The sequence below is a fragment of the Marinimicrobium sp. UBA4509 genome (genome assembly GCF_002388575.1).
Lineage (GTDB): Bacteria > Pseudomonadota > Gammaproteobacteria > Pseudomonadales > Cellvibrionaceae > Marinimicrobium > Marinimicrobium koreense.
The window spans coordinates 45586-52555 of the sequence record NZ_DGMV01000037.1; the positions used below are offsets into that span (position 1 = coordinate 45586).

At 62.0% G+C, this 6970-nt stretch carries 6 protein-coding genes; 5 read left to right on the forward strand and 1 reads right to left on the reverse strand.

The window, feature by feature from the left end; genetic code table 11:
- Both B3520_RS05680 and B3520_RS05685 read left to right on the forward strand, forming a co-directional pair.
- Positions 1–319, forward strand: a 319-nt coding sequence (locus tag B3520_RS05680; RefSeq protein WP_286875610.1) for a cysteine hydrolase family protein, incomplete at its 5' end; no start/stop codon positions are given.
- Positions 316–1086 (forward strand): MBL fold metallo-hydrolase, encoded by a 771-nt coding sequence (locus B3520_RS05685; RefSeq protein ID WP_286804169.1) that lies wholly within the window; start codon positions 316–318, stop codon positions 1084–1086. The genes B3520_RS05680 and B3520_RS05685, both read left to right, overlap by 4 nt.
- Positions 1087–1105: 19 nt before the next feature.
- Here the strand turns inward: B3520_RS05685 and B3520_RS05690 are convergent, their stop codons facing one another.
- On the reverse strand, positions 1106–2230 hold the full coding sequence (locus tag B3520_RS05690) for a glycoside hydrolase family 5 protein (protein ID WP_286804168.1): 1125 nt from the start codon (positions 2228–2230) through the stop codon (positions 1106–1108).
- Positions 2231–2496: 266 nt separating this feature from the next.
- Between B3520_RS05690 and B3520_RS05695 the strand changes: the two genes are divergently transcribed.
- The 3 genes from B3520_RS05695 to B3520_RS05705 all read left to right on the forward strand — a co-directional run.
- Complete coding sequence (locus B3520_RS05695) at positions 2497–3654, forward strand: helix-turn-helix domain-containing protein (RefSeq protein ID WP_286804167.1); 1158 nt, start codon at positions 2497–2499, stop codon at positions 3652–3654.
- Between the two features lie 225 nt (positions 3655–3879).
- Complete coding sequence (locus B3520_RS05700; protein WP_286804166.1) at positions 3880–5937, forward strand: hypothetical protein; 2058 nt, start codon at positions 3880–3882, stop codon at positions 5935–5937.
- The coding region (locus B3520_RS05705) for a hypothetical protein (protein ID WP_286875612.1) at positions 5934–6970 on the forward strand (1037 nt) is incomplete at its 3' end. The genes B3520_RS05700 and B3520_RS05705, both read left to right, overlap by 4 nt.

A 6970-nucleotide genomic window follows, 5' to 3' on the forward strand; every position in this document is an offset into this window, starting at 1 on the left:
GGAACTGGCCCCCGAACCCGGCGAGCCGGTGCTCGACAAACCGGGCAATGGCGCCTTCCACGCCACCGACCTGGACCAGATGCTGCGGGCTCAGGGAATAAAGCACCTTTTGATCACCGGTGTCACAACCGATGTCTGCGTGCATTCCACGTTGCGTGAAGCGAACGATCGCGGCTACGACTGCCTCGTGCTGGAGGACGGCTGTGGCGCTGGCGACCAGGCTCTGCATGACGCCGCGCTGGCGATGATGGACAACGAGGGAGGCATCTTCGGCGCCCACGCGTCCGTCCAGGCCCTGACCGAGAGCTGGTCATCATGAGCCTGCCCATCGCCGACACCTGGTTTGGGCGCGAGCGCATAGACGATCGTATTCACCGACTCTGGGAGCCCCATGTCGCCCGAGTACTGCAATGCAATATCTGGCTGGTGCGGGGCCGCCACCGGCACCTCCTCATTGACGGCGGGATGGGAATCCGCCCGCTGCTGCCGATCATCGCCGATCAGTTGGACAAACCGGTGACCGCCATTGCCACCCACAGCCACTTGGATCACGTCGGGGCGATCGGGGAGTTCAGTGATCGTCGGGCCCATCCGCTGGAGCAGTCCTCACTCCGCGAACCGGAGGACTTTCCGGTGCTGTGCAGCCACCACTGGCCCGACGGGATGAAGGCCGATATCGAGGCGGCGGGCTACGAAGTGCCAGAATCAATGATTGACGCCCTGCCCCAGGCCGACTTCGAGCCACTGAAATTTCGTATCCCGGCCTGTGAACTCACCGATACGCTGTCCGCCGGTGAGATCGTGGACCTCGGAGACGAGACCTTTGAGGTCCTTCACCTGCCCGGCCATTCACCGGGCAGTATCGGCCTCTGGAACGCCCACTCAGGCGTACTGTTCTCCGGGGACGCCATCTACGATGGTCCCCTGTTAGACAATTTCCCCGAGTCCGACATTGAGCAGTACCGGCATACCATGAAGCGGTTGCTTGACCTGCCGGTGTCAGTAGTGCATGCCGGCCACGATCCGAGCTTCAACCGTGATCGACTGAGAGTCCTCGCCCGGCGCTACCTGGAGCGTACCGAATAAGAGTGGCATCGCCCCGTCATCAGGGATTGTTCGGCGCAACCAATACGTCTTTCTCCGGTCCCCAGGTTCCGGCCTCACGATCGTAGGTGGAGAAGGAGCCGCCGTCGTCCCAGAAAGTGGCCGGGATGCCGTTTTCGATCGCCAGATTCACATGGTGACCGATATACGCCAGCCGGTCTTCCAGCTCACAGACGTTCTCCGGGTTCTGGAAGTCGAACTTTGCTGCCCCAAACTCATTGAGCATCACCGGCACACCGCTCTGCTCTCGCCAGGCGGCGGCGGTGGCGTAGATCTGGGCCAGCTCCGCTCGATCCGCCTCACTGCCCCACCGGCGCGTGCATTGGCCGGCAAAAGCCCAGGGGTCGTAGGAGTGGAAGTTGGCAATCAGGTAATCGTCGTCCGGCAGGTCGATATCACTCAGAGTGTGAACACCGCTATAGTTGTGCCCCGAAATGATCACCAAGCGGGTCGGATTCTGCGCCCGGATGATGGGCAGGATGTCCGCTTTCAAGTCATTGGTCTGTTCGGCGCTCAAGCCAATGGGCTCGTTCAGAATTTCGAATATCAGCCGGTGGGATTTGCCACTGAAGCGTTCGGCGATCTGGGTCCAGATGGCCTGGAAGCGCGCCCGCTTTTCCTCGGTCAGGCCTTCACCCTCCCAGATCCAGCGCTCATGGTGCGCATTGAGAATGACGTAGAAGCCCTGGTCCAGCGCCCAGTCCACCACTTCTTCAGCGCGATTCATACGCCCACTGTCGACGGTATAGGGCGCGGATTCAGCGGTGTGATCATCCCAGGTGGCGGGGATACGGACATGCTGGAAGCCGGCCTCGTTGAAATCCTCCAGATACCGCTCCTGAGCGGGCAGCGCCCAGTCGCCCTCATTGGGGTAAGCGTCCAGCGTGTTACCCAGGTTAATACCGATACCCATCTCCGCCACCGTCGCGTGAGGCTCCAGAGGGTCATCGGGCGCGGTCATGGCCGGTGCGCTGGCGCTGGAGGACGTTTCCGAGCTGCTGCTGGAACTCGATTCGCTGCTGGAGCTCGGAAGCTCGGGCGTGGAGCCGGAACTGCCACAGGCCACCAGACTGAACAGGCTGCTGATCAGGCAGGCGCGGACAATGATCGATACATTCGATGACATGGTATGACCTTATTATTGGATGGAAGCTGGAGCGCTGGGGACAGACTCAAAAACCGGCCCGGCGCTTGTGGAGCCGTCGGCAACTGGTTACAGTCCCGACCTGTCCATGACGGTATCATCGGACAGACAGTCACGCGCCCGACTTCCGGCAGAAACACTAAACCGCACGTCCGAATACCGGTGGGCGGGACTTCGCACCCCTGCGGAAGTCCCACTACTATTGGGCTGCAACGAATCACTTTATAACAGAGGCGGTAGACGGGCCTTTGAAAAACCTGACCCACGACGCACTGCTCTTCAACATTCACGACCTGGTGCTGCTGATGTCCGCCAGTCAGTATCTGTTGCTGGCCGCCCTGTTGTTCTTCACCCGCCGCCCCGCCATACGCAGCACCTATTTGCTGATCGGTCTTCTGCTGGCCAGTGCGGTCCGCTATCTGGATACCCTGCTGATCTGGAGTGACCCGCTGCGCCAACTCATTCTGGAATGGAACCCGAACCTGCTGCTATTGGGCAGCTTCAGCTACTGGCTCATCGGGCCGCTGCTCTATGCCTATGTGTTGTCCGTGCTGTACCGACAGACGCGCTTTCGCTGGTACCACGGGCTACACCTGCTGCCGGCGTTACTGGCCACCCTGATGATGCTCAGCCAGTATCACTGGCGCCCCGCCACCGAACAGGTCGCGCTGATGCGCGAGCTGGATCTCATCTGGTCTTCGCTGATGAGCCACACCGTCACCCTCTGGCATCTGAGCGTCATCGGCTACGGCGGCTACTGCCTGCTGTTGCTCTGGCGCTATCGCCGCCAGCTCCAGCAGCGCTATGCCAATGTCGAGGTCAGCGAACGTCGCTGGTTGACCTGGATCATTCTGGGCTTCGTTCTGATTGCCTCCTGGCAACTCGGGGTGCACCTCACGGCGGAATACATGCCCGCCCACCTGGCCAATCTGACCGGGGTGGCAAGCAACTACCTCAACTTTGTGTTCGTGAACTCGCTGGTGTTTATCAGCATTCGCTACACCCATCTGTTCAGCGGCCTGCCCGAGCGCGCGCCAGGCAACGACGCCGAGCCCTACAAGCCCGAGCAGGTCCGCCGGGTGGAAGCCCTGATGACGGAGCGCCGTCCGTATCTGGATAGCACGGTATCACTGGAATCACTCGCGCGGCAGTTGTCCCTACCCGAGCGCACCCTCTCGCGCATACTCAACCAGCACTTTGGAAAAAACTTCTTTGAGTTTATCAACGGCTACCGGGTGGAGCGCGCCAAACAGCTGTTGATCGACCCCGACCACCGCGCTCGCACCATCCTGGAAATCATGGCGGGCGCAGGCTTCACCAGCAAATCGACCTTCAACGCCATCTTCAAAAAGCATGTTGGACAAACCCCCTCCCAATACCGGAAGCGTTCGCTTGAAGCGGACTGACGCCGGCTAGTGCCCAAACCCGTGGAGCTCCTTGCAGGTGAAATGCGACGCCGGTCTCGGGATGCGACCGCTGTGTTTGGAAGCGTACCCATTTTCGTGTAGCTTTAACCCGAGGTAGGGGCAGGGTGTGAGTGGCCCACTGCAAAAATAACTGAAAAACATTGAACCCGCATCGGATCGGTTGCAACCCACCGATAACGACGGTTCTTGCAGAGCGAGCACTGGATGGCCCGATTTCCCCCCCTGACAACACCGGCGCCGAAGCGACGGGGCGCAACGCCATTGACGCTGCTGCTCGGCGGTTGGCTGATGCTCAGTGGCGCCCACGCGATTGCCCAGGCTGACGCCCGGCTGGCCCCTTCCGAAATCGACGGTTTTTTCCAACCGCGCGAACCGCTGCGTATCACGCTCGCCGCCGACACACGCCCCGCAGACCCGGGACAACTGAGCCTAGAGCTGGACGGCATGGACGTCTCTGCCTTGGCACAGCGTCGCACCGAGGGCTGGGTTTATGTCCCGGTGCGCCCACTGGCGCCCGGCCACCACGAACTACGATTGATGTTCTATGGCGACCAGGGCGAAGTGCAGGAGCTGGGTTACTGGTCGGTCGAGGTGCGCCACTCCAGCGGACTTCGCTCGGCCCATGTCGACGGCCAACTCGATCTGGCGCTCAGCCAGCGGGTGGCGGAGAGCGAGGGCATCGGCGGCGACGATTTTCGGGCCCAGGGCGGCGGCCATCTGGAATCCGAACTCAGCGGCGATCGCTGGACGTTAAGCAGCAATCTGGACCTGATGGCGGTAAACGACCAGGCCCTGGCCATCGCCGACCGGCGTGTGGACCTTGCCCGGTTTCAGCTACGCGGCGAGTTCGACCGCTACCACCTGGCGTTGGGCGACCAGCAACTCACCACCGCCAGTCTGATTCAGGACGGCTTTGAACGCCGTGGCGTCTCCACCGGCGCCAAGCTGCCCCTCTGGGACGGTACCGCGTCGATCTATCAAGCGGCCAGCCGCCAGACGGTGGGGGTTGATGCCGGCCTCGGAACCGATGAAGAAAACAACCGCATGACCGGCGGGCGGCTGACGTTCTGGCCCTGGCGCAGCGATACCACCCAGGTGATGCTTGCCGGTGAACACCTGTCCGGGCGAGTCAGTCAACCGGATTACGGTAGCCTGGACCCCAATGCCGACCCGGTAGTGCACGAAGGGGATGCCTGGAACCTTACCCTGGACGGCCTGTTTTTCCAGCGTCAGCTCCGGGTGCGTCTGGAGCAGGCAGAAAGCGAATACGATTTTGACGGCATGGACCAGGGGTTCGATCCGGAACAGGGCGATGCCTGGTCGGCCCTGCTGGTGCTGGACCCGACCGCTTCGGGCACCGATGCGCTGGACTGGCGGCTGGGGCTGGAAGCCCGAAAAATGGGCACCTGGTTTCGCAGCCTCGCCAACCGTCACGCCCCCGCCGACAAAAAGCTCGAGCGCGCGTTCTTTGATGCCACCAAAGACAAATGGACCTGGGATGGCCACTACGCGGTGGAACAATCAAACCTCACCGAGGATGACCGATACGCGATTTCCGAAACCCGGCAGTGGCAATTGGGCACTGCCTACTTTGACTATGACCTTCCGGAAAATCCCCTGCTGACCCTGCTGGGCCAACCCACCTATTCGCTCAACCTCGGCGGCACCACCCTGAAAGATGACTACACCCCCCAGGGTTACCTGGCCAACGACCTGAAAACCCGGCGCGCTGAGCTGACCGCCGCCTTCAGCAAAGAACAGTTGCAATGGTCCGCCGGCATTCACTATGACACCCTGGAGGACGGCACCGATTGGCAGCCCGACAATCGCACCCGGGCCACCCGGCTGGACGCCGGTTGGTACCTGAACAGCGACTACAACTTCTATATCGGATGGGAGCTTCAACACACCACCTACCCGGAACAGAACCTCAGCACCGACCGGCACATTTATTCGTTCGATGCCAACGCCACGTTTGTTCCGGAACGCCTGGCGGGCAGTTTCAGCATGGGGCTCAACCAGACCAGTGCCCGGGACGACCCCTTCTTTGCCCAGTGGGACCAGACCACCTACCTCAACGCCAACCTCAACTGGCGTCTACGCGAAGCCGAAGGTCATCGCCCGGGGGTGGAGCTGATTCTGTCCATTGCCCGCAATGATTACCGGGATCAGCTCGTGCTGCCCAACTCGGTGAACAGCTATCAGGCGTTTATTGAACTGCGCACCCATTTACCGGTGACCTATCCGGGGATTCAACCATGAACCGACCCGCTCTCAAGCGTTCAGCCAAGATCGGCTATCGCCTCGCGCTCCTCTGTCTCCTCGCGCTGGGATACGCATTACCCTCCTCCGCCCAGGAGGTGGAGCTGTGCTCTTCCATGCAACCCTGCTCGGTCGCCCGCCCGGTGGTGATCGGCACCGATACCACCCTGTCAGTGGTCTGGCGGGGGCGCGCCTTTTTTGACCGCATTGGCGATGTCAGCTCGGATGTGGGTTATTTTACGCTCGGTGACCCGGCCTCAAGCGAGCCACTGGGGATGGTTCGCCGGCCCTTGATGGAGCGCATTTCCGGCTCCGCCGATGGTCAACCGACCGCGTTCAGCTTCAGTGAAACCCTGACCGTCCCCGCGGCTATCAGTACCCAGGCCGCCGCTCAGGGCGCGCGCGAGCTGTCCTACGTGCGCCCGTTCAGCGTCAACGGCATTCCGGTCACCGGTGTGCAGGCACTGCGCCTGACCGACCCTGCCGCTCCGCTGCCCAATACCGCGCGCTCCTTACCGGAAAATTCAGAGGTGACCGCCAGCGGCCTGATCCTCCGCCGGCTCGCCCTGCGCTTTGACGATGGCGCGCCAGTGGCCTCGGTCTCACGGGATGAGGCGCTGCGCGCCGAAGCGATCATCCATTACGACCGGGCCGGCTTGCTGGAGGCGGTGTGGGAGGTCGCGACGCCCGCCACCACCCGCGGCCAACCGGTGTTTCGACGTCTGGACAATGTGCGCGAATATCTTGGAGCCGGTCAGCAGTCGAACCTGCGCAGCCCGAAACTGCCCACCGATCAACCCGGCCTGTATCTGTTGCGCCTGCGCCTGGTACACCCCACGCTGGAACAGAGCGGCACGCGGGAGCCAAACGACATAGTGCTGCGCTACCAGGTCAGTAGCCGCTCGACCCATGAAGCCCAGTGGGTACCGCACCTGAACGGCGCCCGAGCAGTGGCAGCCACCCTGGGGGCGGATACCGAGTTTACCTGGCCGGCGATCGCCACCACCCACGCCTATCAGCTGGAATTTTACGT